Annotated in this window: 18 protein-coding genes and 2 tRNA genes; 12 read left to right on the top strand and 8 right to left on the bottom strand. The window is 64.7% G+C overall.

Going from position 1 to position 25,240, the window contains the following annotated elements; translation table 11 throughout:
* The first annotated feature begins 27 nt into the window (after window positions 1-27).
* The 3 genes from J0A91_RS22860 to J0A91_RS22870 are packed head-to-tail and all read left to right on the top strand — an operon-like array spanning window position 28 to window position 5,515.
* Window positions 28-2,313, top strand: coding sequence for a TonB-dependent receptor (locus J0A91_RS22860; protein ID WP_069206824.1), 2,286 nt, complete (start codon window positions 28-30; stop codon window positions 2,311-2,313).
* An 11-nt stretch (window positions 2,314-2,324) separates the two neighbouring features.
* Entirely contained in the window at window positions 2,325-3,632 is a 1,308-nt protein-coding gene (locus J0A91_RS22865; protein WP_069206825.1) for an alpha/beta hydrolase family protein, read from the top strand.
* Between the two features lie 17 nt (window positions 3,633-3,649).
* Window positions 3,650-5,515 (top strand): glycoside hydrolase family 2 protein, encoded by a 1,866-nt coding sequence (locus J0A91_RS22870; protein ID WP_069206826.1) that lies wholly within the window; start codon window positions 3,650-3,652, stop codon window positions 5,513-5,515.
* A 36-nt stretch (window positions 5,516-5,551) separates the two neighbouring features.
* Here the strand turns inward: J0A91_RS22870 and J0A91_RS22875 are convergent, their stop codons facing one another.
* Window positions 5,552-7,381, bottom strand: a complete 1,830-nt coding sequence (locus tag J0A91_RS22875; RefSeq protein WP_206364954.1) for a diguanylate cyclase — start codon at window positions 7,379-7,381, stop codon at window positions 5,552-5,554.
* Between the two features lie 798 nt (window positions 7,382-8,179).
* Between J0A91_RS22875 and J0A91_RS22880 the strand changes: the two genes are divergently transcribed.
* Complete coding sequence (locus tag J0A91_RS22880) at window positions 8,180-8,503, top strand: hypothetical protein (protein WP_150127033.1); 324 nt, start codon at window positions 8,180-8,182, stop codon at window positions 8,501-8,503.
* A 40-nt stretch (window positions 8,504-8,543) separates the two neighbouring features.
* Here the strand turns inward: J0A91_RS22880 and J0A91_RS22885 are convergent, their stop codons facing one another.
* The 5 genes from J0A91_RS22885 to J0A91_RS22905 all read right to left on the bottom strand — a co-directional run bounded on the left by J0A91_RS22885 (window position 8,544) and on the right by J0A91_RS22905 (window position 11,743).
* Window positions 8,544-9,320, bottom strand: coding sequence for a Crp/Fnr family transcriptional regulator (locus tag J0A91_RS22885; protein ID WP_069206828.1), 777 nt, complete (start codon window positions 9,318-9,320; stop codon window positions 8,544-8,546).
* Between the two features lie 348 nt (window positions 9,321-9,668).
* Window positions 9,669-9,742, bottom strand: a tRNA-Gly gene (locus tag J0A91_RS22890).
* A 35-nt stretch (window positions 9,743-9,777) separates the two neighbouring features.
* Entirely contained in the window at window positions 9,778-10,113 is a 336-nt protein-coding gene (locus tag J0A91_RS22895) for a hypothetical protein (protein WP_150127034.1), read from the bottom strand.
* Window positions 10,092-10,922, bottom strand: a complete 831-nt coding sequence (locus tag J0A91_RS22900) for a glycoside hydrolase family 75 protein (RefSeq protein ID WP_150127035.1) — start codon at window positions 10,920-10,922, stop codon at window positions 10,092-10,094. Before J0A91_RS22900 ends, J0A91_RS22895 begins: the two co-directional genes overlap by 22 nt.
* Window positions 10,923-10,987: 65 nt before the next feature.
* Window positions 10,988-11,743: a competence/damage-inducible protein A gene (locus J0A91_RS22905; RefSeq protein WP_083225012.1), complete on the bottom strand. Its 756-nt coding sequence runs from the start codon at window positions 11,741-11,743 to the stop codon at window positions 10,988-10,990.
* A gap of 65 nt (window positions 11,744-11,808) precedes the next feature.
* On the opposite strand from J0A91_RS22905, the gene map reads away from it, so the two are divergent.
* The 3 genes from map (at window position 11,809) to glnA (ending at window position 14,815) form a co-directional block, all read left to right on the top strand.
* The gene (gene map / locus J0A91_RS22910) at window positions 11,809-12,633 is read left to right on the top strand and encodes a type I methionyl aminopeptidase (protein WP_069207597.1); all 825 of its coding nucleotides are present in this window, start codon (window positions 11,809-11,811) and stop codon (window positions 12,631-12,633) included.
* Window positions 12,634-12,954: 321 nt separating this feature from the next.
* Complete coding sequence (locus J0A91_RS22915; protein WP_069206832.1) at window positions 12,955-13,293, top strand: P-II family nitrogen regulator; 339 nt, start codon at window positions 12,955-12,957, stop codon at window positions 13,291-13,293.
* Between the two features lie 109 nt (window positions 13,294-13,402).
* Window positions 13,403-14,815, top strand: a complete 1,413-nt coding sequence (gene glnA, locus J0A91_RS22920) for a type I glutamate--ammonia ligase (protein ID WP_069206833.1) — start codon at window positions 13,403-13,405, stop codon at window positions 14,813-14,815.
* A gap of 364 nt (window positions 14,816-15,179) precedes the next feature.
* Here the strand turns inward: glnA and J0A91_RS22925 are convergent, their stop codons facing one another.
* Together J0A91_RS22925 and J0A91_RS22930 are read right to left on the bottom strand one after the other, a co-directional pair.
* Entirely contained in the window at window positions 15,180-19,796 is a 4,617-nt protein-coding gene (locus tag J0A91_RS22925) for an NAD-glutamate dehydrogenase (RefSeq protein WP_069206834.1), read from the bottom strand.
* Window positions 19,797-19,981: 185 nt separating this feature from the next.
* Window positions 19,982-21,043: a PAS domain-containing protein gene (locus tag J0A91_RS22930; RefSeq protein WP_069206835.1), complete on the bottom strand. Its 1,062-nt coding sequence runs from the start codon at window positions 21,041-21,043 to the stop codon at window positions 19,982-19,984.
* A gap of 189 nt (window positions 21,044-21,232) precedes the next feature.
* On the opposite strand from J0A91_RS22930, the gene J0A91_RS22935 reads away from it, so the two are divergent.
* From J0A91_RS22935 to istA, 5 genes are all read left to right on the top strand, one after another.
* A tRNA-Thr gene (locus tag J0A91_RS22935) sits at window positions 21,233-21,308 on the top strand.
* Window positions 21,309-21,459: 151 nt separating this feature from the next.
* Window positions 21,460-22,677 carry a tyrosine-type recombinase/integrase gene (locus J0A91_RS22940; RefSeq protein ID WP_069206836.1) on the top strand — a complete coding sequence of 406 codons (1,218 nt, stop codon included), beginning with the start codon at window positions 21,460-21,462 and terminating at the stop codon, window positions 22,675-22,677.
* Window positions 22,678-22,855: 178 nt separating this feature from the next.
* Window positions 22,856-23,320 (top strand): transposase, encoded by a 465-nt coding sequence (locus J0A91_RS22945; RefSeq protein WP_150127036.1) that lies wholly within the window; start codon window positions 22,856-22,858, stop codon window positions 23,318-23,320.
* 10 nt (window positions 23,321-23,330) lie between these two features.
* Window positions 23,331-23,537, top strand: coding sequence for an ATP-binding protein (locus tag J0A91_RS22950; RefSeq protein WP_069206838.1), 207 nt, complete (start codon window positions 23,331-23,333; stop codon window positions 23,535-23,537).
* A gap of 162 nt (window positions 23,538-23,699) precedes the next feature.
* Window positions 23,700-25,232 (top strand): IS21 family transposase, encoded by a 1,533-nt coding sequence (gene istA, locus J0A91_RS22955; protein WP_083224994.1) that lies wholly within the window; start codon window positions 23,700-23,702, stop codon window positions 25,230-25,232.
* Window positions 25,233-25,240: the final 8 nt, after the last annotated feature.

Consider the following 25,240-nt stretch of genomic DNA (forward strand, 5'->3'; position numbering starts at 1 on the left):
ATCGCGCGGCATCATGAGGAGGGGACTATGTTGAACTATCGTACCACTGTTTCGAGCGCCGCCATCGCCGCGATCCTGGCCTTGAGCGCGTCGCCTGCCCTCGCGCAGACCGCGCCGGACGCCACCCCGCCCGCCGATACCGCGACTGCGCCAGCCACAACTGTGGATGAAGTGGCGGTCGGCGACATCATCGTCACCGCCAACAAGCGCGCGGAGAACATCCAGAGCGTGCCGCTCGCAGTGTCGGTCATCGCGCCGGCGCAACTCGCCGTTGCGGGGGTGCGGAACTTCGCGGATCTCGGCAAGATCGCACCGTCGTTGATCGTGCGCCCGGCCGAGCAGCCGCAGAACTCCAACATCTCGCTGCGCGGCGTCGGTACGCTCGCGTTCGGCATCGGCGTCGAATCGAGCGTCGCGGTACTGGTCGACGAGGTGCCGGTGCCGCTCACCGCGCGCGCGTTCACAGACCTTCCCGACATCGAGCGGATCGAGGTGCTGCGCGGGCCGCAGAGTACGCTGTACGGCAAGTCGGCTTCGGCTGGCCTCGTCAACCTCATCACGCGCGATCCGACCGACACGTTGCACGTGCGCGCCAATGCGGTGGTGACGAGCGATCAGGAACGTGGCGCCAATGTCAGCGTCTCCGGCCCGCTGTCGCCCGATGTCGGCTACGTCTTCTCCGCCGCGTATAATTTCTGGGACGGCAACGTCCACAATGTCTTCGATGACAAGCAGGTCAGCGGCCGCGAGGCGGTGAACGTCCGGGGCAAGCTGCGCTGGAAGCCGACGGACGATGCCTCGATCACGCTGTCGCTCAACTACGTCAACGGCAATACCGATGTCGGTCGCCCCTTCATCCATATCGCGCCCGGTGCGCGGCTGCGTGGGGTCGCCACGCTCGATCCGGCGACGGTGTTTCCCGGCGTGACGATCAGCCCGGACAATCAGGACATCAGCAACAACTTCGACTCGCGCACCAAATATCAGGGCGGCGGCGGCTATCTGCGGGGCGAGTTCGGCGTGTTCGGCGAGATGAACCTCATCTCGATCTCGTCCTACGATCGCTACCACCTCGACGATTATCTCGATCAGGACGACACGTCCTCGACGACGACGTACGGCAACAACAATCAGATCGGGTCGTTTGACTCGGAGCAGTTCACGCAGGAACTCCGCCTCCAATCACCGGGGGACAAGCCGTTCCGCTATACGGTCGGCGCCTATGCGGCGACCAATTCGTTTGAACGCGCTTTCGTTCGCGGCCCCGCTTTCTCGATCGCCAACTGGGACGCCACCTCGAAGTCGCGACAGGTCGCCGGCTTCGTGCAGGCGGACTGGACGGTGTATCCCGGCCTGACGCTGACCGGCGGGGGACGCGTGCAGAACGAGCGCGTTTCGTACACCTTCGTCGATCACGCCGCCGGCAACGCGGCGTTCAGCGGCAAAGCCTATGACACAGCCGGCACCTATCGCGGCAGCGTCCGCTACGAGTTCACGCCGACGGTCAGCGGATTCTTCACTTATTCGACCGGGTACAAAGGCCAGACCTATGATCTGACGACCGGCTTCAACCAGAACCGCGCGCTGGCCGGGCCGATCCGTCCCGAGCGTTCGCGCGACAAGGAGCTTGGCCTGCGCACGCAGTTCTTCGGGCGTCGGCTCACGCTCAACGTCACCTTGTTCGATACCGATTATGACAATCTTCAGGCGCAGACGATCGAAACGCTGCCCGACGGAACCTCGAACTACCGCCTCACCAACGTTGGCGGCCTCAACACCCGAGGCATCGAGTTCGAAGGCTCGGCGACGCTTGCGAGCGATCTCACGCTGGGCGGCTCTGTGACATACTTGGACGCCAAGTACACCTCGTTTGGCACGGCGCAATGCTACCCGCTCCAGACCGCAGCGCTGGGCTGCACCGGCACGCCGACGCGACAGAACCTCACGGGCACGCGCGTCCCGCAGGCACCCGAGTGGAAGTTCAACGTCAATGCGGATTATTCACCGCGCCTGACCGACACGCTGCGCGGCGTGGCCCAGGTGAACTGGCAGTATCAAAGCAGCCTCTATTATGCCGCGCGCGACCCCGAGACGTTCCAACCCGCCTTCCACATCGTCAACGTCGGCCTCGGCATCCGGGACGAGGACCGCCGCTGGGAGGTCGTCGGCTTCGTCAACAACCTGTTCGATCAGCAATATTACAGCTCACTGGTCAACACCGCCGGTAACTTCGGCAACCAGATCGCAACCCAGGCGCTGCTGCCACGCGACTTCCGTCGCTATGGCGGCGTGCGGCTGGCGCTGAACTTCTGAGCCGGGCTGATATGAAAAAGTCGACAAAGGCGCTGTTTGCGGTTGCGGCCGCAGCGGTGCTTATCGGCGCCGCGCCGGGGGCCGAGCCTCCGGCGCGGCCGGGCGTGGATGCGCCGGAACTCGCCCGGCTGGGGGCCTATCCGGTCGGGGTCGCAGACCTCGAACTGGTTCAGCCCGATCGGCCGAACCCGCTCAAGGGCAAGGACCGGCCGCTTGTGGAAGACCGGCACCTTCCGCTCAAGATCTGGTATCCTGCGGCGGTTTCCGGTCCCGGCACCACCTACCGCACCGCGCTTTCGGGCGAGACGGGGGTCGATGTGCCGTTCACGATCCCCGGCATCGCGACGCCGGGCGCGCGCCAAAGCACCGGGCGTTTCCCGCTCGTCATCCTCGCACATGGCTATGGCAATGCGCCCGAATTGCTGGCGTGGCTGGGCGAGAACCTCGCCAGCAAGGGATATGTCGTCGTCGCCCCCGCCTTTCGCGACCCGCCGATCAGCGACCGGAGCGCGTTCGCGTTCGCCGGTCCGCTCTCCCGGCGACCGCTCGACATCGCATTCGTCGCGGCGGAGGTACAGCGGCGCGCCCGGGCCGGGCGGGCTCCGTTCGCGGCCGCGGACCCGGATCGTACCGCGTTGATCGGTTATTCGATGGGGGGCTACGGCGTGCTTACGACTGCGGGCGCGCCGCTCGATCCGTGGCTGGGCGGCGCGACGCGCGGGGTGCTTGCGCCCTATGCCGCGGGTGGCGCGAACGCGGAGCTGCTCAAGGTCGCGCACCTCAAGGCGGTGGTGGCGATCGCGCCGGCGGTGCGCCTTCAGGACAAGGCACTCTGGGCGGGATCTGGCGTCGCGGCGGTCACCGCCCCTACGCTGTTCATCGTCGGCAGCCAGGATCATGTCGTCGGCTATGATCCGGGCGTCCGTACCGCGTTCGACCAAGAGGTCCACGCCTCCCGCTACCTGCTGACCTTCAAAGAAGCCGGCCATAGCATCGCGCTGAGTGGTGCGCCGCCCGAAATGCGCCGCACCTTCTGGGACATCGACTGGCTGGAAGATGCGGTGTGGCGCAAGGACCGCCTGCTGGCGGTGCAGGCGCATTTTATCACCGCCTTTCTCGACCGCTACGTGAAAGACGACGCGACCAAGGCGAGCTTTCTCGACGGGCTTACGCCTGACTCCGGTACCGGCACCTGGCCCGGCCTGCCGCGCGGCCGCATCGCCGCCTTCAGCCCCGGCGCACCGACCGCGACCGTCTGGAAGGGCTTCCAGCCGAGCAAGGCGACTGGCATGATGTTCGAACACAAGCCCGCATCGTGACGGGACGGGAGAGACGCATGAAACCGCTGTTCCGCATGCTCGGTGTGACGATGCCGATCGCGATAGCCATCGCGCCGCTCTCCGCCCAGGAAGCCGCTCCCGCACCAACCCCGGTGCTCGCCGCCGGCGATCTTCGGGCTGGAACCGATCTGTCCGGGCCGTGGCATTATTCGATCGATCCATTCCGCTCGGGCATCGCCGGGTTTCACGGCGAGGCGCCCGATGCCGGTCAGCAGCGCTGGCGCGACGTCGATCCGCGCGCGGCGATGGCGTCCGACAACCGCGTGCTTTACGAGTTCGATCTCGGCCATTCGCCGATCACCACCCTCCCCTCCTCCTGGCTCACCGAAGCGCCGGAGTTGCGCCACTATCAGGGGCTGATGTGGTATCAACGGACCTTCGCCGCGCCAGCGCAGCGACAGGGCCGCACCTTCCTGCGCTTCGGCGCCGCGAACTATGGGACAATCGTGTACCTCAACGGTCAGCAGGTCGGCCGGCACGAAGGCGGCTTCACGCCGTTCGCGTTCGACGTGACGAAGCTGCTGCGCGACGGGGACAACCAGATCACCGTCGGGGTCGATTCGCAGGCGAGCGATACGACGGTGCCGCCCGCCGTCACCGATTGGGAGAATTACGGCGGCATCACCCGGCCGGTCCGCCTCATCACGACCCCCGATACCTATGTGGATGATGCCTGGGTGCGCCTGCTGGGCGACGGGCGGCTGGCCGTCGATGTCCATCTCGACGGCCCACAGGCCGCGAACCGACCCGTGCATCTGCGCATCGCCGAGCTTAAACTCGATCGCGCCGGCGTGACCGACGCGCAGGGCAACTGGCGTGCGACGATGACGGCGCCGCGCGCGCTCGTCCGCTGGTCTCCCGACCGACCGAAACTGTATGAGGTCGGCGTCGTCGCGGGCGAGGATAGCTGGCGCGACCGTATCGGTTTCCGCACCATCGCGGTGCGTGGCGCGGACATCCTGCTCAATGGCAAGCCGATTTTCCTGCGCGGCATCTCGATGCACGAGGAGGAACTCGGCGTCGATCCGACCCGCGCGATGACGACCGCCGCCGCCCGCGCCTTGCTGGGCGAGATCAAGGATGGGCTCCACGGCAACTTCGTTCGCCTCGCGCATTACCCGCATTCGGACGTGACGACGCGGCTTGCGGACGAAATGGGCCTGCTGGTCTGGAGCGAAATACCCGTCTACTGGCGCGTTGCCTGGTCCAATCCCGATACGCTGGCACGCGCGCGAACCATGCTGGCCGAGAACATCCGGCGCGATCGCAACCGGGCATCGGTGGCGATCTGGAGCGTCGCCAACGAGACACCCGTGACCGACGCGCGCAATGCTTTCCTGCGGACTCTGGTCGCGGATGTCCGCCGGCTCGACGGCACGCGGCTCGTCAGCGCCGCGCTGCTCGTCGAACGATCGAAGACGGCGGACCACCCCGTTATGACTCTCGCCGACCCGTTGGCCGATGTACTCGATGTCATGGCAATCAACACCTATAACGGCTGGTACACACAGGACCGGCTGACTGACCTTCCCGGCAGCGAATGGCGCGTGCCGGCGAACAAGCCGCTGATCTTCTCCGAACTCGGCGCCGATGCGCGGGCGGGCTTCCACGATCCCATCAAGGGGCAGAAGTTTTCCGAAGATTTCCAGGCCGATTATTACCGCTACACGCTCCGGATGGCCGACAAGGTTCCGACGCTACGCGGGATGTCGCCGTGGATACTGAAGGACTTCCGTTCGCCCCGACGGCAGAATCCCGATTTCCAGCAAGGCTGGAACCGCAAGGGCCTGATCTCCGAGACAGGTCAGCGCAAGCAGGCGTTCGACGTGCTCGCAACCTATTACCAACGGCATGGCGGTTAGCTGCGGGTTTCAGTCCGGACCAGAGCGGACTCCGAACTATGCGTCCTCGTGCGGTTCTATAACCGTGCGATTACGGCCTTCGCGCTTGGCGCGGTACAAGGCGGCATCGGCGAGCTGAACGAGCGACGATCCGTCGTTGTTCATGCTGTTGTCCCACGTCGCGATGCCGAACGACATGCTGGTGCCGCCGAGCAGCCGGCCGCCCTGGCGCAGGCTGATTTCGGAAATCGCCTGACGCACCGACTCGACCCGCGCCCCAAGCGCCTCGGCGGTGGTGCCCGGCGCGATGATGGTGAATTCCTCGCCGCCGAAGCGACATACGAGATCGCCGTCGCGGAAGCGGCTCTGCATCTCCGTGGCGACCGCCTGCAACACGCTGTCGCCTGCGTCGTGCCCGAACTCGTCGTTGAAGCGCTTGAAATGATCAATGTCGCACATGACGACGCTGAGCGGCGCGCCTGATCGCCGTGCCCGCGCGATCTCCAGCGAGAGCGCTTCTTCCATATAGCGGCGGTTGAACAATCCGGTCAGCGGGTCGCGGATCGTCTGCTCGCGCAAGTCACGCTGAAGCCGGTGATTGACCAGCGCCGAGGCGATATTCTCAGCCATGACGGCCAAGCGGAAGCGGTTCTCGGCGGTCACGGTGCCGAACAGGCAAAGCGTCCCGATCACCTCTCCGCCCGCCAGCAGCGGCTCGCAATGGTAGACCGTCTCCGCATCGGCGACATGCGCGCAGACGATATCGCTGCCCGGCGCGCTGACGAAATGGCTTTGCCCGCGCCGCAGTGCCCAGCATTGGTTCGGTGCGAAGCCATCCCGTTCGGGCGCCGATCCACCCCAGCCGGCGATCGGGAGCAGCAGGTTGCGGGAATTGTTGTGGGCATAGAGCGCGCCCCCGATCCCCGGCAACACGAGGGGCACGAACACGCGGATCACCTGCGCCAGTTCGTCGTCGGTGCGCGCCGCCTGCATACGATGCGCCATTCCGCCCAGCAGCTCGATCGCATCGCCACGGTCTTGCAAGGCATCCCGGTTGCCCAACAACTCGTCATTGGCGATCTTGAGGTCGCCCTCGCTGCGCCCCTGATCGGCAATGGCGGCTTCAAGACGGTCGGCCATCCGGTTATAGCCGTCGGCGAGCTGCCCGAATTCGCGCGAGCCCATTATGGTGGTGATCCGCACGTTATGGTCGCCCCGTCCCAGCGCCACCATTGCATCGTGAATGACATCCACCGGGCGTCGAATGCCGCGAATGACCAGCGCGGACACCAGCACGACCAGCAGCGACAGCAGTGAACCGCCGATCAACGCCAGTTTCTGCAACCGGGTAAGCCGTTCGCCCGCCACCGCGATTCGCGATTCCCGAAGGGAGCGCTCCTCCTCCAGAAACCCGGTGGCGAGCAACGAGATCGTATTCATCAACTCGAGACCGTGCCCGTTCGCGACTGTCGCGCGGGCCTGTTCGAATCCGCCGCTCCGGGCGGCCTTCAGCGTCGTGCGCAGCCCGCCCACGCGCTCATCCATCAGCCTCAGCAACTCACGCGCGCGGGCGTTCTGAACGGGATTGTCGGTCGTCATCCCCACCACGCGCGTGAGCGCCCGGCGTCCATCGGCGATATGCTGTTCGAACGTTGCGATGAAAGTCTCGTTGCCGGTCAAGACGAAACCGCGCTGCCCGGACTCGGCTTCGCGCAAATCTATGAGCGCCGTCCTCATCGAGGCGATTACGTCACCGGAATGGGTAACCCACCGGAAATTTTCACGCGTTTCCGCTGACGCACCGGCAAGCAGCCACGCCAGCGTGAGCAAGGCGGCCACGATGATGGCACCCAGTGCGGCGATGCGAGCGGTAAGCGATTGAAACATGCAACTCTGTAGCAAAACAATCTTCAACGATCAAAAGATGTTGTCGCCGCAGGGGTGAATGGAGTCGCAATCTCGAGATGACCGTCCGCAAGGTAAACTGGGCTGCAGTACACTGAAAATCCGGCTTAATGCCGTGGCCCATTCCCTCTGCGTGAATCGGATTCGAAGCACAAACCCGATTTCGATTGGGAGCTGTGGCTTATCTCTTCCGGTGCGAAGGCACCATTCCTGTTGCCATTCCGGGAAGTGAGCCGACGAGTGGATGCGCCCACAATCCCGGGCGCGGCCGCCGCCTTGCACACACCAGCGGTTCGCCGCTGGTTTGGCACGGATAGTCACTTTAATGGGCTGCTTACCTGCATCCTGATCGAGTTTATTGAGGCGGCTATCACTTGACTTAAAGTGGCCTCGATCAGGCGTAGAGCGCGCCGCAGGAGGTGAATGCGATGGCTTCTCAAGCAAGGACCGATAGTCGAAGCTACTTCAGACAACGTGCACGGAAGGAGCTCGAAATGGCCATCACCTGCGAGAACAATGCCGCCGCATTGGCCCACCTCACGCTGGCCGACGAATATAGGAAACGTGCCGAGGAGTCCGATACTGTATCAGAATCTGGATGAGCCGAGCACGGCACACGTTAGGGTGCCAGAAATCACAGAGTACCGGCAATATTTTTCCAACATGGTGATGCTGGATCTCTTATCAGCCTGCTGTGATCTCGCCTTGCGAACCGGCACCCGTGAACTCTCGCGATCTCGCGCGGCATCTTGATATAGAACGGCTAACTTGGTCGGTAAAATGACGAACGAAACTCCGCATGTAGATTCCTCCTTTAGCGAGGATCGCAATCCGCAGCCCGATGCACAGGGGCAAGCTGCTTTGCTCCTGATAGAGAGCCTCATTCACAGCTTGCTCGACAATGGTGCGCTGACCAAATCCCAGGCCCTCGAAGTGATCGCGAGTGCGTCACAGGTAAAGGAGGAGAGCGCGGCCGAGGAGAAGGAGCCTGCCCAAACGCTGAAGAAGTCGCTTAGCTTGCTGGTAAGTATGCGGCAAAGCATCGAAGCGCATTCCGGCCGCTACAACCCGGAGGATCGATCAGGCCGTCAAAAAGGGCGATAGCGGCCAGCGACGGATGATCCGCCCCGGTTCGAAGATCCTTTCAGCCGCGGCGCGAGAATAACGCGCTCAGTGGCCGGCCAAAATGCGGGGCGACCTGATCCAGATGAAGATACAAGGGATTGAAATCACCTTCTCTCCTGATGCCATTCCAATCACGGATGGAAATCCACCGGCCAGCCTGCTCGATCAGCCCATCCGCGGCCAAAGCCTTCATCGTTCGATTGACGTGAACGCTGGTCAAGCCTGTCGCGTCACCCAACTGTTCCTGTGTCATCGGCAGTTGAAAACGCTCGGCCTCGATAATTTCAGCGGCGTGCATGCGGATTGCGATTTCGCATAGAATGTGGGCGATGCGCGCACGCGCATCACGGCGTCCAACATTGAGAACCCATTCTCGGTAGATTGACGCGTCGACCAGACCTTCGATCCACAGCGCCTGCCCAATCGCCGGTCTGGCCAGGGCAACCTCCCGAAGCGCCTCACGGTCGATTTCCGCAACGTCGAGTTCCGTCAGAGCTTGCACGCTATGATCGGCGATGTTGAGAAACAGATGCTGAAGATCGAGGATGTCGCCTCTGAGATGAAGCGAGACGATCTGACGCGCGCCAAGGACCGTCAGCTTGTGGCGGAACGCCATGCCGGAGATGACGAGCGCGCAATATGGTTTCGGCGGCTCGCCCTCTCGCACGAGATAGGTCGCGGCATGTACAATACGCACGGTGTGCGGAAGTGACGAGACGGCAGCGACATCATCTTCGCTCAGGGGCGCGCGTTGTGAAAGCCGGCGGGCGAGGAACTCCAATGGCGATGACGACATGCAACCTCCGATGGCGGGAGCTTACGCATCTCTCGGTCGCCAGCACGCCCGTGCTACATCCAACGATCAGCCGCTACAACATGCCGACTAACAGTGACCCTAACCTGAGCCGCTGGCGGCGGATGTCTGGATTAAGAAAAGCTGTGCCCCTGCCAGACGCTCAGTGGAACTGATCTGCCTGCCTTCGATTTTAAGCGGCGTTTGGCCAATCCGGACCGGCTTTGGCGGCAACCGAGTCGATTATCGTTGAGATCGCGACGTGGCTTCGGGAGCTCTCCGCCGCACCAATGCCGCAGGTCGCGCAGCGGATTCGCGGACTAAAGCATCTGATAATCAGCGCGTTGCGCGTGGAGCGGGTGAAGGGAATCGAACCCTCGTCGTAAGCTTGGGAAGCTTCTGCTCTACCATTGAGCTACACCCGCAACGCGTCGCCAGTTGCACCGTCTTCGTGCGCAGGTCAATGCGTTTGCGCACGTCGTTTGCCGCTTCCTGCACGCGGCGTCCAGTGCATGCGGATACGCCAGGCGGGGGTGCCCTGGTGGGCGGAGCTCTGGCAGCGGCCCTGTTCGAACAGATGCGTGTAGCTGAGGCCGTTGACGGGCGCGGCGCGGCTCTCGCGGCGGCGGGCATCGTCGAGCGCGCGCTGGCATGCCTGAGCGGTCGGAAAGGTCGCGTCCAGCAACGCCGCGGCGGCGTGCGGTGTCCAGTCCTGCGCGGCAGCGGCGGGAGCAGCGCAACCGAGCAGCACCGCGAAAGCAAGCGTCCGCGCCTTCACTGCGCGGTCGGTTCCCACGCTGGCGATGTCTTTCCCGCGCAAGCGCGCAACGTCGCGGCCCCGCCCGCCGCGTTGAGCCGCGCCTTCGCTTCGCGCACGAGCGCATCATGGTTGATTGGCCAGCCTATCGCGGCGTCGCGGCCGCTGCCGGGGAAGATCGCGTAGGCGATCCGTCCGTCGGGAAGACCGTCGCCATTGCGCGGATTGGGCATGCCGCCGAGCGCACGCCAGAACGCAACCGATGCCTCGCCGAACGGCTCGACCGGGCCTTCATCTGCAATCACGAACGGGGTAGAACGGCCATTGTCGAGATTGATCGCCCAACCGATGTCGCCCATTTCGCCCATGCCATCGGTGCGATAGATCGGCGCGGGTAGCACCAGATAGGGCGTGCGCGCCGCATCGACATAGCTGGCCGGGCTGTCCGCGCCGAGCGCGGTGTTGCGCAGCGACGTCATCGAGACGAAATAGCCTTTGTACGGCCCGTCCCGCTGAACGGCGGGCCGCGCCGGATCGTCGGGATCGGCCACGAGCACGGTGCGCCACCATGATCCGCCCGGATAGCCCGCCGACGCGAGACAATCGATGCCGAGGCCGGAGTCGGGACAGGCGTCGGGTGCATCGGCGGGGTGATAGGCGTTGGGCGCGCCGTCGGCATCGACAAGCTTGGTGTCGCTGGCGAGATAATAGGCCGAGCGATCGCCGTTGAAGGTCACTGCGGTGCCCATATAGTCGAATCCATCGGCGGGGCAGAGCGGCCCAGCAACCGCGCTTACGGGGGCCAGGCAGTAGAAAGCGGCGGCGAATGTCCGCCAGAACACAGACACGATTGGATACTCCAGGCCGATGCATGGCGCTTGCGCCCCCAACGTGGCGCGAGCGTGGCCGTTCCCTAGATGCCGCCAGCGGTTACGGCGTATCCGAGCTCTTCCAGCCGCGCGGTCAGTTCGGCAAGACAAGTGTCGACCAGCGCCGCATCTGTCGCACGCACGACGAAATTCGCGCCGGTGCGGCCATCGCGGAAGAACGGATAGCTGCCGATCGACACGCCGGGAAAAGCGCGCTCGGTCGCGCCGAGCAGGTCGGCGATCTCGCTTTCGGCCACCCAGCAGCCGATCGTCCCCGCGACGACGGGACGCCCACCTTCCAGCGTGCCGGTCAGCGCATCGAGCATACCTGCGGTGATGTGCGGCACACCGGCCATCACATAGATGTTCTCGACATGAATGCCGGGCGCGCCCGACATGCGGTTCTCGATCAGCCCCGCTCCTTCTGGCACGCGCGCCATGCGCTTGCGCGCCTCGGTCAGCCCGCCGCGCGTCGCGTAATACGCATCGAGCGCGGCCAACGCTTCGGGATGGTACACCACCCCTACCCCCAAAGCGGCGGCGATCGCATCGACGGTGATGTCGTCATGCGTCGGGCCGATGCCGCCGGTGGTGAACAGGTAATCGTTGCGCGCGCGCAACGCATTGACTGCCTCGACGATCGCCTCGCTCGTGTCGGGCACGATCCGCACCTCGACGAGCCGTATGCCCTGCACGTTGAGCCAGCTCGCCAATTGCGCGACATTCTTGTCCTGAGTCCGGCCGGACAGGATTTCGTCGCCTATCACCGCCAGCGCGGCCGTCCAGATGCGCTCGTTCATGTCAATGCGCATAGCCTGTGTCGGCCGATCTCGCAAAGCCTGCCTGTTGTCGCTATATCACGATGATGACCGACTATATCACCGTCACCCCCGACTCGGACACAGGCCGCACCGGCGCGATCAAACTGCATGGCCCCGAGGCGTTCGAAGGCATGCGCCGCGCTGGCCGGCTCGCGGCCGAGACGCTCGACCTGATCGTGCCGCATATGGTGCCGGGCGTGACGACGGGCGAGATCGACGATCTGGTTCGCACCTTTACGCTCGATCACGGCGCGGTGCCGGCGACCTTGGGCTATCGCGGCTATGCGCATTCATGCTGCATCTCGATCAACCACGTCGTCTGCCACGGCATTCCCGGCGACAAGACACTCAAATCGGGCGACATCGTCAACGTCGACGTGACGCCGCTGGTCGATGGCTGGCACGGCGACACCAGCCGCATGTATTTGATCGGCGATGTGCCGATCAAGGCGAAGCGGCTCGTCGATGTCACCTATGAATGCCTGATGCTCGGCATTGAGCAGGCGAAGCCGGGTAACCATCTCGGCGACATCGGCCATGTCATTCAGCGCCATGCCGAGAGCCACCGCTACGGCGTGGTTCGGGATTTCTGCGGCCATGGCGTCGGCAAGATGTTCCACGACGCGCCCGAGGTCGTCCATGTCGGCCGCCCCGGCACCGGGCCGGAGTTGAAGCCCGGAATGATCTTCACAATCGAACCGATGATCAATATCGGCCGCCCCGACGTGAAATTGCTCGACGACGGCTGGACCGCGGTGACGCGCGACCGCTCGCTGTCGGCGCAGTTCGAGCATTCGATCGGCATCACCGAAGACGGCTGCGAAATCTTCACCGGCAGCCCCAAAGGGTATGACCGGCCGCCCTATTGAGGCCGGCGGCGAAGACCGCGCCCTCCCCCACCTCAACGTCGCCCCAGCGCACGCTGGGTTCTCTCCGTGATACCACGCGCCCTCCCCCGGAATACCCCAGCGTGCGCTGGGGTGACGGATAGGTCCGGACGAAGGAACGCCGTCGGCGGGGCCGACAACATGCCACAAAATACGGCAGCTTCCGCGCCACTGCGCGCGCGTTAGGCATTTGCGGCCTGCGATGCGCTCGCTTTGGGAGGTTGCAGGCCGCGCGCGCGGGTGGCACGTTTGTTGTAAGGTGCGGCGCGGGTGTTGTGCCGTTTACAGACCGGGGGCGTTTACGTGAAGAAGATCGAGGCGATCATCAAGCCGTTCAAACTCGATGAGGTGAAGGAAGCGCTCCACGAAGTCGGCGTGTCGGGAATCACCGTGACCGAGGCCAAGGGGTTCGGGCGCCAGAAGGGCCATACCGAACTCTATCGTGGTGCCGAATATGTGGTGGATTTCCTGCCGAAAGTGAAACTCGAAGTGGTGGTGGAAGATGGCATCGCCGACCGCGTGGTCGAGGCGATCGCCGCGGCGGCGCAGACCGGCCGGATCGGCGACGGCAAGATCTTCGTGATCCCCGTCGAGACGGTGCTGCGCATCCGTACCGGCGAGCGCAACGAGGACGCGGTCTGACGAAGTCAGTTTGACGCGCCGCAGCATAATGTGACAGGCAACGCTCCTCCGGGAGCAACATTGATTCTCCGGCAGAGCCGGACGAGCGAACCAGAAAGGGTTGGGGCATATGGCAAATTCCGCAAACGACGTCCTGAAGATGATCAAGGACCAGGAGATCGAATGGGTCGATGTCCGCTTCACCGATCCCAAAGGCGCCTGGCATCACCTGACGATGTGCGCGAACGTGATTGGCGAGAATGAACTGACCGACGGTCTGATGTTCGACGGCTCCTCGATCGAGGGCTGGAAGGAAATCAACGAGTCGGACATGATCCTCAAGCCGGATCTCGACGCGGTCTATGTCGATCCGTTCTCGGCGACCCCGATGCTCATCATCGTCTGCGACATCGTCGAGCCTTCGGATGGTTCGCTCTACACGCGCGATCCGCGCTCGACCGCAAAGCGCGCCGAGGCGTATCTCAAGGAAACCGGCCTCGGCGACACCGTCTATGTCGGCCCCGAGCCCGAATTTTTCATGTTCGACAGCGTCGAGTTCGACACGACCTACAACGGCAGCTTCTTCAAGGTCGATGACGTCGAACTGCCGACCAACACCGGCACCAAGTATGAGAGCGGCAACCTCGGCCACCGTCCGCGCGCCAAGGGTGGCTATTTCCCGGTCGGCCCGGTCGACGTCACCACCGACATCCGTGCCGAAATGGTCTCGACGCTGATCGAGATGGGCCTGCCGATGGACAAGCATCATCACGAGGTCGCCGGCGGCCAGCACGAACTGGGCCTCACCTTCGGCAAGCTGGTCGAGACGTGCGACCGTATCCAGATCTACAAATATGTCGTGAAGATGGTTGCGCAGGCGTACGGCAAGACCGCAACGTTCATGCCCAAGCCGATCAAGATGGACAATGGTTCGGGCATGCACACGCACATGTCGATCTGGAACAAGGGCGAGAACACCTTCGCCGGCAACGGCTATGCTGGCCTGTCGGACACCTGCCTGTACTTCATCGGCGGCGTCATCAAGCATGCAAAGGCGATCAACGCCTTCACCAACCCGACCACCAACAGCTACAAGCGGCTGGTGCCGGGCTTCGAGGCGCCGGTTCTGCTCGCCTATTCGGCGCGCAACCGCTCGGCTTCGTGCCGCATCCCTTACGGCGCCGGCACCAAGGCGAAGCGCGTCGAGTTCCGCTTTCCCGATCCGCTCGCCAACGCCTATCTCGGCACCTCGGCGCTGCTGATGGCGGGCATCGACGGCATTCAGAACAAGATCCATCCCGGCGAGGCGATGGACAAGAACCTGTACGATCTGCCGCCGGCCGAGCTGTCGCTCGTTCCGACGGTCTGCGGCTCGCTGCGCGAAGCGCTCGAGAGCCTGATCGCCGACCACGAGTTCCTGCTCAAGGGCGGCGTTTTCACCCAGGACCAGATCGACGCATACATCGAGCTCAAGTGGGCCGAAGTGTATCGCTGGGAAATGCAGCCCAGCCCGGTCGAGTTCGACATGTACTACAGCGCCTGAGGCGCGGCCAAGGCCGCGTCGGTGCGCAAGCACAGGCGCTGTCGGCCGACGACGCGGGCTTCGCCCGCGGCGCGCCTGAGAAAAGAAAAGGGCGTCCGGCGCGATCCGGGCGCCCTTTTTCATGCGATCGGGTCGAGGCGAAATTACCCACCTCGCGTTTGTGTTGAGCCTGTAGCAGCGCGTTCCGTAAAGGTTACCGCGCCTGGCACGCCCTTCGACTGCGCTCAGGGCGAACGGATCAGGCTGAACGCAATACCCCACCGTTCGTCCCGAGCGAAGTCGAGGGACCAGCGCCGTGCGCCGGCGTCTCGACTTCGCCCGACACGAACGGTTGCGAGCCGCATCCAGCGGCCCCCACCTCGCTCTACCGTCCCAGCAACACGCGCGCCTGCCCGGCGATCTGCGCGAGCATCGCCGCGCTCGGCGCCGGGGTGCTGCGCGCGCGGTCGATGCCGGCGCGGAATTGCGCGACGCGGCTGGCGTTGCCGGCCAGCCAGCTTTCGACGCGCGCTTGCGGATCGCCGGCTTTGCTGCCTTCGGCACCGCGCGCAAGGAACTCCAGCCGCAATTGCTGGAAATCGCGCGCGAGGCCGGCGATCAGCAACCGCTCCCACGGATCGCTGGAGGCGATGCGCGCGGCGTTGGCCTGTGCCCAGTCGAGCCCGAGCGCCTGGCCGAGCCGGGTGAAAGCGCGAGTCAACACCACCTCGTCCAGCCCGACGCGTTGGCCGAGATCGGCGAGGCCAACCGCCCCATCCAGCTCGAACAGCCGCACCACCTTCTGCGCGAGCGCGCGCGGCGCACCGACCGCTTCGAGATTGGCGGCGATGCGCGCGCTCTGGCTGCTCGCTTCCTCGAGCAGCAGCGCCTTGGTCTGGCGATCGAGCTGGCCGATCCCCGCGCCGATCCGCGCCATCACCGCGCCGGGTCCGGTGCCGTTCTTCGTCACGCGGAGCAGATCGGCGATGTGCGAACGCGTCGCCACCGCGACCTCGTCGAACAGGGCGATGCGGGCCGCCTCGGGCATCGCCGCCGTCTCGATCTCCGCCCACAACGTCGGCAGGTCGAATAGCCGCTCGGCCACCACGAACATCGCGGCGATATCGGAGAGCGCCGCGCCCTCCTCCTCGGCCAGTTCGAACGGGTGGAGCATGCCAAGCCGGTTGATGATGCGGTTGGCGAGCTTGGTCGCGACGATTTCGCCGCGCAGGCGGTGCTGGTCGATCGCGGTCTTGTATTTCTTGCGCATCGCCGGCGGGAAGGCGGCATGCAGATAGGGCGCAAGGTCGGCATCCTGCCCGAGCGTGCCGTGTTCGATCGCTGCTTGCAGCGCGAGCTTGGCGGTCGCCAACAGCACCGCCAGTTCAGGGCGGGCCAGCCCCAGCCCCTCCTGCGCACGGCGCAGGAGGATGTCGTTCGCCGCAAGCCCCTCGACCGCACGATCGAGGCTGCCGCTGGCCTCGAAAATCTCGATCAGCCGCACATAGCTCGGCACGTCGCGCGGCCCCGCGCCCTCGGCAATCGACAGCGCCAGCGTCTGAAGGCGGTTATCCTCAAGCACGATATGCGCGACGTCGTCGGTCATCGACGCGAGCAACGTGTTGCGCTTCTCATAGGCGAGCCGCCCTGCGATCATCTCGCGGTTGAGCGCTATCTTGATGTTGACCTCGTTGTCCGAGCAATCGACTCCTGCCGAATTGTCGATGAAGTCGGTGTTGATCCGTCCGCCCCTGAGCGCGAAGGCGATGCGGCCCGCTTGCGTCACGCCGAGATTGGCGCCCTCGCCGATCGCCGTCGCGCGAACCTGTTCGGCATCGACGCGCAGCCGGTCGTTGGCGGGATCGCCGACCTGGATGTTGTTTTCGGCGGCCGCTTTCACATACGTGCCGATGCCACCGAACCACAGCAGATCGACCGGCGCTTTCAGGATCGCCGAGATCAACGCACCCGGCTCCATCTCCGCCGCGTCGACACCGAGCACCGCGCGAATCTGCTTGGAAAGCTTGATGACCTTGTCGGTGCGCGGGAACACGCCGCCGCCCTTGGAGATCAGGCTCGCATCATAGTCAGCCCAGGACGAGCGCGGCAGCGTGAACATGCGCGCGCGCTCGTCCCAGCTTGCCGCCGGATCGGGATCGGGATCGAGGAAGATATGGCGGTGGTCGAACGCCGCGACGATCTTGAGCGTTTTGGACAACAGCATACCGTTGCCGAACACGTCGCCCGACATATCGCCACAGCCGACCACCCGGATCGGCTGGGTCTGCACATCGACACCCTTTTCGGCAAAGTGGCGCTGCACCGAGAGCCACGCGCCGCGCGCGGTGATCGCCATCGCCTTGTGATCGTATCCAACCGAACCACCGCTGGCGAAGGCATCGCCGAGCCAGAAGCCATGTTCGATCGCGATTGCATTTGCGACGTCCGAGAAGGTCGCGGTGCCCTTGTCGGCGGCGACGACGAAATAGGGATCATCACCGTCATGCACGACGACGTCGACGGGATGAGTCACCGCCCCCTCGACGATGTTGTCGGTGATGGAGAGCAGCGCGCGGATGAACACGCGGTAGCTCTCGGTGCCCTCGGCCAGCCACGCGTCGCGGTTCGATGGCGCGGGCAGTTGTTTGGGGTAGAAGCCGCCCTTGGCCCCGGTCGGCACGATCACCGCGTTCTTGACGCGCTGCGCCTTCATCAGCCCGAGGATTTCCGTGCGGAAGTCGTCACGCCGGTCCGACCAGCGCAAGCCGCCCCGCGCGACCGGGCCGGCGCGGAGGTGAATGCCTTCGATACGCGGAGAATAGACCCAGATCTCGCGCCACGGCAGCGGCGCTGGCAAACCGGGAATGGCGTGGCTGTCGAGCTTGAACGCAAGCGCCGCCTGCCCGGCTGGGGCAAAGGCGTTGGTGCGCAACGTCGCGGCGATCACGCTGCGCAGCGCGCGCAGGATGCGATCGTCGTCGATCGCGGAGACCGCATCGAGGCCGCGCTCGATCGCCGCATCGGCCGCGGCCACGTCGCGGCGCTTGCGCGCGGGGTCATGCGCGGCGTCGAAGCGTTCGATCAGCGCCGCCGCTACCCTGGGCGCGCGCCGCAGCGCATCCGACACGGTGGCGAGGCCGTAAGTGAGCCCCGCCTGGCGCAGATAGCGGAACCAGGCGCGCAGCAGCACCACCGAACGCGGCGCGACGCCGGCCTCGACGATCAGCCGGTTGAATGCGTCGTTCTCCGCCGCGCCCTCCAGCACGGCGCGGATCGCCTCTTCCAGCACCGCTACGTCGCCGGCCAGCGGATCGCCCGCCGCCTCAACGAGGAACTCGTGGACGAAGCTCCGGCTCTCGTCGCTGAGCGCGGTCGGCTGTTCCTCGATCACTCGGAAGCCGAAATTCTCCAGCACTGGCACCGCATCAGACAAGGCCAGCGCGCCGCCCTGCCGGTAGATGTTGAGCCGAAGCGCGCCGGCGGCATCCCGGTACAGCCGCACGGATCGCGCGTCGGGCGTTTCGAGGCGCGCGAGGCGAACGATATCGCTCGCCGCGTCCTCGGGCGGCTTGGCGTTGCGATACCCCTGTGGGAAGCTCGCCGCGTAGCGCAGCGCCAGCCGCGTCGCGCGCGCCGGCTCGACCTGTTCGCCCAGCGCCGCCTCAACCGCCGGCGCCCAGCCGCGCACCATCCGCGCGATCCGCGCGTCGAGCGCGGCCGCGTCGGGCATCACGCCCGCCCCGCGCAGATCGAGCGTGTAGCGCATCAGCGCGGTCACGCCGTCCATCGCGATCGCCCAGTTGAGCAGGCTGCCGTTCGCCGCCTCGACCAGCAATTCGCCGATCGCGACTCGCCGTCCGGTGGTGAGGTCGTCACGGGGCAGCCACACGAACGCGAACAGATGCCGGCCAAGGATGCTGCGCACCAGCACCAGCTTGGGGCGCGGCCGATCGGCAAGCGACATGGCCGTGAGCGCGAGTTCTTCAAGCGCCTCGGGCGCGAATCCGGTCGCGAGGTCGTGCGGCAGCGAAGCGAGCGCGTGCGTCAGCGCCTTGCCGGCGTGGCCCTTGGGATCGAAGCCGAATTTCTTCTCCAGCGCCGCAAGCCGCGTGCGCAGCACCGGCACCTCCTGCGGGGGCGAGGCGACCGCGCCGCTCGTCCACAGCCCGGCGTGGATCGAGAGGCCCACCACCTTGCCATCGCTCAGCACCGGCACCAGCGCGAGATCGAGCGGCACCTGACGATGCACCGCCGAAATCTGGTTGGATTTGAGCAGGAGCGGCGCTTCGCCACCCTTGACGAACCACGCCATCGCCAGATCGCGCGAGGTCTCCGCGAGAATCGGCACGGCATGGCCATTGCGCGCAATGCCGAGCGCGGAGACCAGGCCATCGTGCCACAACTCATGCGCGAGCAAGGTGAAGTTGCGATCAAGGAACCAGCGCAGCAGCGCCCCGCCCTCGCTGTCGCCGAGCATGTCCGCATCGGCGGCCATCGCCGCCTGCAACGCATCCCAATCGTGTACTGCCGCGCGCACGTCGGCGAGGCTGTGTTCGAGCGCCGCGATCAGCTCGCGCCGGTCGCGCGCATCGGCGCGTTCCAGTTCGAGATAGATCATCGATTCGGACGTGCCGCCCGCCCCGGCATCGCCGATCGCGATGAGATTGCCCTCGGCATCGCGCGTCGCGCCGATCACGGGATGGATGATGCGATCGATCGCGACGTCATGCGCGCCGATCACTGCCGCGATCGAATCGACCAAGAAGGGCATGTCGTCGTTGACGATGGCAAGGCGCATGCGGCGGCGCGGATCGGTCGCGGCGAGCGGCTCCAGCGCGAGCACCGGCGTACCGGAACGCCGCTTCGCGCCCGTTGCCGCGACGAACGCCGCCGCCTCCTTGCAGGCAGTCTTGTCGAATCCCTGCAACTCGCCGGGCAGCGCGCTCTTGGTCAATCGGGCGGCGAGCGCCTCCGCCAGCGGTTTCTGCGTCGTCTTTGCCATGCCTCGTCCCATGCGTGTTCGTTTCCAAACTCTATAGGGCGCGGATTGGATTGCGGCACCCTATAGCGGCGCCCCTCATGCAGAAAAATTAGGCACTTCTCTGGCGGTCTGCCTGATTAAGCAGCACAGGATCGTCGGGGAACATCCGGAATAATAGGGCGACCCGGTGCAACGCCGCGCGTGAGTCAGGCCGGATCGGCGCGCGCACCGCGCTCCGCGCTGACGATGCCGTCGATACCGCCCTCGGCCTGTTCGAGAAAAGCCCGCAGCCCATCGCTCGCGATACCGCTGCGATGTGCGTAGGCGAGCACCGCCGCATAGTCGGTCAGCCGGCTCTTGTCGTAGCCGGTGCCGAAGACGAGTTCGACCACCGGCAACATCGGCGCCCGCAGATGGAGTGGGACGCCCGCGTTTTCCAGCAAAGCCTCATAACCGTGCGGATCGGCATTGGCCGCCGCCGCGAGTGCATAGGCACGATCAAGCACCCGGTAGAGCGCGTCGCGTGCATTCGCCTCGGCAGCCCGCACCGCTTCGGCGCTCTTGCGCGCACGCGCGAGGCGGTCGAACACTGTCGCACCGACAGACTCCGTCGAGGGAAGCAAATCCGCGTCGAGCCCGCCGCGCGGTCCATCCGCCCATGCGATCGCCGCGCCACGCGTCGGCCCGCAGCGAACCGCAACCGCGAGTTCGTCATCGAGCCTAGCCTGAGTCACGTCGTCGACCAGTTCCTTCCAGTTGATGACGCCGTAGATGTAGTCGATCGATTCGCCATGCGAGGAAAACGGCATCAGGATGCCGCGATACAATGTGTTGTGCCCTCGCGCATTGACGAACTCGGCCTCAAAACCGATCGGCGCGGTATTGGCGATGATCTGGAGATAATGGTCAGTCAACCGCGACAGCAAGGAACGGCTCGGGACCTGCGAGATGTGCGTGATGGACGTGTCGATCGCGCATTCCTCGCGCAAGGCCCGGCCGACGAACGAGATCGCGGGGTTTTCGACGCCCGTCGAGAAATCGAGCAACACGCCGTTCGGCCCGAAATCGGTCATATCGGCAAGATCGAGATCATCGATCGCCGGATACGCACGCCCGCGCAACAGCGAGACCCAATGGTTGTAGGCACGCACATGCATGCGCCGTTCGTCGGTACCAATATCGAGTCGCGGCCCATCGACAGCGCCAGCGCGCGCGTCGACATCCCCCGCTTCGTTCCGGTCGGCCTCGAGCCCGCGAACATCATCCATGCGCCATTTGACCCTTCGTGCGATTCGCCCTCGAATCCCGTTTCCCAAGTGGTTGTGCATCCGCCTTGGTAAACGCCGCGTAAATCGGCGTGGCGGGCAATTTGCGCAATCCTGCGCTTGCCACGCCACATTCCGCCTGATAAGCGCCCGCCCTCACGACCGACGATCGATATCGCCGGCCGCGAAGATGCCGCTTTAGCTCAGTTGGTAGAGCATCGCATTCGTAATGCGGGGGTCACAGGTTCGAGTCCTGTAAGCGGCACCAGAACACATTGAGAACATTGTAGAAAACCGCAGAAACCTGCGGTATATTGCCTCCTGTTGATCCCGCGAAATCTCACTTTGTTCCGCTAAGGATCACTCAAAGTGGACCACGAATCGGTGGACCACGAGATTTTGAGGAGGCGTGGTCCACCGTGCTGACGACCGTTCAGATCCGTGCGCTCAAACCCGCAGCGCGTCCGTTCAAGGTTCCCGACTCCGACGGGCTGTTTCTTTTGGTCCAGCCGACCGGCGCCCTCCTCTGGCGGTTTCGCTACAAGATGCTCGGCGTCGAGCGCAAAATGTCACTTGGCACGTTCCCGGAGGTTTCGCTCAAGGACGCTCGCAAGAAGCGGGACGAACTACGCGCCGAGATCGTCGACGGGGTCGATCCGGTCGAGGAGAAGCGGCAGCGTCGACTCAAGGACGAACTCGCCGCCGCAACCACGTTCACGCTGGTCGCCGAGGAGTTCATCCAGAAGATGGAGCGGGAGGGGAAATCCCCTGCCACCATCAAGAAGGCCCGCTGGTTTCTCGAACTGCTCGACGGGATCGCCAAGCGCCCGATCGCTGCGATCACGCCCCACGAATTGCTGGACGTACTGAAGCGCGTTGAGCGTCGGGGCCATCACGAAACAGCGCTGCGCTTGCGTTCGTTTACCGGTCGCGTGTTCCGCTACGGCTTTGCAACGCTGCGCGTCGATCGCAATCCCGCCGATATTCTGCGAGGCGCCCTGACCGTGCCGCGCGTCAAGCATCATGCAGCGATCGTCGAGCCGCTGAAGGTCGGCGAGCTTCTGCGCGCGATCGAGGATTACAACGGTCGGCCCGAAACGCGATTCGCGTTGCGCCTTGCACCGCACGTCTTCCTGCGGCCCGGAGAACTGCGACAGGGCAAGTGGAGCGAGATCGATTTCGCCGACAAGGTCTGGCGCATTCCCGCCGAACGCATGAAGATGAAGCAGGCTCATGCTGTGCCGCTCTCGCGCCAATCGCTCTATCTTCTGCAGGAACTGCGGTCGCTCAGTCGGCCGGGGGAATTCTTGTTTCCGGCACTGCACACAACGAAGCGCTCAATCTGCGAGAACACCCTCAACATCGCGCTGCGTCGGCTAGGTTACGAGCACGACCAGATGACCAGCCACGGTTTCCGCGCTACTGCCAGCACGCTGCTTAACGAATCCGGCCTCTGGCACCCGGACGCGATCGAGCGCGCTCTTGCGCACGGCGAGAACGACAAAGTGAGGGCCGCTTATCATCGGGGAGCGCACTGGGCTGAGCGCGTGAAGATGGCGCAGTGGTGGTCGGACTATCTTGATCAGCTTCGCGCCGGCGGCAAAGTGATTAACGGGAAGTTTCAGAACCGAGCGTAGCTTGCAATCGAATCACGAGCAATTTGTTCACCGCAGTAGGTATGTTGGGCCGGCTGCATGTACGTTGCGTGCCCATCGCTAAGGCGTCATTGAAACCGCCTGTTCAGCGACTGGTTTCGTTTCCTCAGTTCGATTCCCGTAGGGGTCACCATCGTCAAGCCAGAATCGACGGGATTCGGTGCTTTTTGGTGGTACCGCGAATTCTGCACCCGTCGAGATCTTCCTGGGAGGCGAGCGTATCGCCGTGCACATGCGCGGAAGCGGGAATGGCAGACACACCACCGTCCCCGAGCACATGCCCTCCAGCCATCGGCGCTACGGCGAATGGACGCCGGCCAAGATCCGCGAAGAGGCAAGCCGGATCGGGCCGATGCTGTCCTTGCTGGTGGAGAAGGTCATCGAGGCAAAACCCCATCCCGAACAGGGCTACCGGTCATGCTTGGGCATTATCGGGCTCGAGAAACGCTTCGGTGCCCAGCGGCTCGAAGCCGCGGCGCTGCGCGCGCTGGAAATCCAGGCGCGCAATTATCCATCGGTCAAATCGATCCTCGAGAAGGGCCTCGACCAGGTGCCCGTTCCCCAATCCCCTGAGCAAGAGCCGATCATCCACTCCAACATCCGCGGCTCAAGCTATTACAACTGAAGGAGCAAGAATGCTGAAGAATCCCACTCTGGACCTTCTGGGCCACCTCGGCCTCGCCGGCATGGCCAAGGCCTTTGCCGAGATGGAAGGCAACGATGACGCGGCGAGCCTCAGCCATGCCGAATGGCTGGCGCTGCTACTCGACCAGGAGGCCACATACCGAAATGACAGGCGCCTTGCGGATTCCGGGGTGATCGCGCCCATCATTCCGAGATGATGTCGCCCGGCATTCCGATTTGATGCCGCCCACCGTTCCGAGATGATGCCGCCCATCATTCCGGAATGATGCCGCCCACCCGGTGCGGTGTTTGGAAGGTCAGTTTCGGTCGTCGAGGATCGCTCCTTTTGGGGAGGTCCGATGCCGACGGAGAGACTGAGCATGCGTCGTGTACGCGAGATATTGAGGCTGATCCGTGACGCGGACATGCCGGCCCGTGCGGTTGCCCGCCAGCTCGGCGTGGCGGCCTCGACGGTGCGGGAGACGGTGCGTCGGTTCGATGCGTCGGGCATGGAATGGCCGCTGCCACCGGGGTTGAACGATACGGCGCTGGAGAGCCGTCTGTATGGTCCGGCGGGGTCGAAGCAGGGTCATCGACGGCGCGCGGAGCCTGACTGGGCGGCAGTGAACCGAGAGCTCAAGCGCAAGCACGTGACGCTGCAGGTGCTTTGGGACGAGTATATCGAGCTTCATCCCGACGGCTATCGCTACAGTCGGTTCTGCGAACTGTATCGCGGCTGGGAAGCTCGACTGCCGGTGACGATGCGGCAGAACCACATCGGCGGCGACCGGATGTTCGTCGATTATGCCGGCGACACGGTGCCGGTGGTGGTGGACCGGCTGACCGGGGAAATCCGCGACGCGCACATCTTCGTGGCGGTGATGGCGGCATCAAGCCTGTCGTTCGCGTTCGCGACGTGGAGCGAGACGCTGCAGGACTGGAGCGACGCGCACGTGCGGGCGTTCGCGTTCTTTGGCGGTGCCGCTCGCCTGCTGGTGCCTGACAACGCCAAAGTCGCGGTGATCAAGGCGTGCCTGTACGATCCGCAGGTCAACCGCAGCTATGCCGAACTCGCGGCGCATTACGACACCGCTGTGCTGCCGGCGCGGCCGTATCGCCCGCGCGATAAAGCGAAGGTCGAGGCCTGCGTCGGCATCATCGAGCGGTGGCTGCTGGGGCGGCTTCGCCACCGGGTCTGGTATGGGCTGGGCGAATTGAATGCCGCGATCGCCGACCTGCTCGCGCGCCTCAATGACGAGCGTGTGTTGCGGCGGTTCGGGCGGACGCGCCGCCAGCTGTTCGAAGAGATCGACGCACCACACCTGAAGTCGCTGCCGGCGACGGCCTATGTTCTGGCGCAGTGGCGCCGAGCCCGGGTCGGGCTCGATTATCATGTCGAGGTCGAGAAGCACTTCTACTCGGTGCCCTATCGCCACGTCCGTGCGGCGGTCGAGGTGCGGCTGACGGCACGAACCATCGAGATCTTCGCTGCTGGCGAACGGATCGCGGCGCACATGCGCGGCTCCGGCAATGGCCGCCACACCACGATCAACGATCACATGCCCTCAAGCCACCGGCGCTACGCGGACTGGACGATCGAGCGGATCGTCGCGGAGGCGGCGGGGCTTGGCCCTTCGGTGAAACTGCTGTGCGAGATGATCCTCCAGGATCGCCCGCATCCCGAACAGGGGTATCGGTCGTGCCTGGGGATCTTGCGGCTGGCACGAGCCTACGGCGCCGCCCGCCTCGATGCCGCGGCGCTACGCGCACTCGAGATCGGCGTGCGCAATTACGGATCGGTGAAATCCATCCTCGAGAAGAAGCTCGACGGCCAGCCGCTGCACGAGCCCCGCGCGCCGGACGAAGCGGGCATCGACCATCCCAACATCCGCGGTTCCAGCTACTACCACTGAGGAGACCT

This window comes from Sphingomonas panacis (assembly GCF_001717955.1).
GTDB lineage: Bacteria > Pseudomonadota > Alphaproteobacteria > Sphingomonadales > Sphingomonadaceae > Sphingomonas > Sphingomonas panacis.